General features: G+C 42.9%; 1 protein-coding gene. It reads left to right on the top strand.

The window, feature by feature from the left end; genetic code table 11:
• A partial coding sequence (locus C1G57_RS08730; protein ID WP_153045619.1) for a transposase occupies positions 1-1080 on the top strand: 1080 nt, incomplete at both ends.

Here is a 1080-nt window from a genome sequence, read left to right as displayed (position 1 = left end):
ATGACCCTGTTCGCCTATGCTCGCCAGGTATTCTCTGGTCGAAAAATCGTTCAAATGAATGAAGAAGTCATTCCTATGAAATGGCTGAGTCAGGATACCTATGTCTGTTATCGGACCATCAATAGTTTTCGGGCTAGCACACACGCCAATCATCTCATCAAAACTGCCTTCATCTACTTCACCCTCCTCCTCAGAGAGAATGGATTGATTGAAGATGAGGCCCTCTTCATTGACGGGACTAAGGTAGAAGCTGATGCCAACAAATATTCTTTCACGTGGAGAAAGGCCGTTGAACGCTATGAAGATGCCTTGAATGGAAACATTTCAGCCCTCTATGACAAGCTAGTTCAAGAAGGGGTGAATACTGCCTTGTCCAAGGAAGAATGCCTCACTAGCGAGGGACTAAACCAACTCCTACAAGAAACCGAACAAGTATTGGACGAGGTGGAAGAAGCTATCTCACAAGAGCCGAAAGTCATTAAAGGTGGATCAGCCAACAGACAGAAACGGAGAAGAATTAAGAAACTCAAGAGAAAGGTGAAAGAAGATTATCTTGTTCGGAAACAGAAGTACGAACGAGATAAGCAGATTCTACAAGAGCGAAACTCCTACTCTAAAACAGATCCCGACGCTACATTCATGAGAATGAAAGAGGATCATATGAGGAATGGTCAGCTCAAACCTGGTTACAACCTTCAACTTGGTACAAACAACCAGTTTGCCTTGGCTTACGGACTGTTTCCGAATCCAACTGACACTCGTACACTCAAGCCTTTTCTTCAATCCATCCAAACCCTAGAACTCTTTCAACACATTGTCGCAGATGCAGGTTATGGAAGTGAAGAAAATTATAGCTTTATCGTTGATGACCTGGAGAAAACACCTCTAATTCCCTACGGAACATATCAGAAAGAGCAGAAGAAAAGCTACAAGAAGAGTGATGCCAATCCTGAAAACTGGACCTATCTAGAAGATTCTGACCAGTGGATAAAGCCAGATGGGGTTGTCTACTCGTTTAAGAATTATTCACGAAGAACGGAGCAGAATGGGTTTGAGAAAGATATTAAGATTTACGAAGCT

The organism is Streptococcus suis (assembly GCF_002960425.1).
Lineage (GTDB): Bacteria > Bacillota > Bacilli > Lactobacillales > Streptococcaceae > Streptococcus > Streptococcus suis_S.
This window is presented reverse-complemented; position numbering and strand designations above follow the sequence as displayed.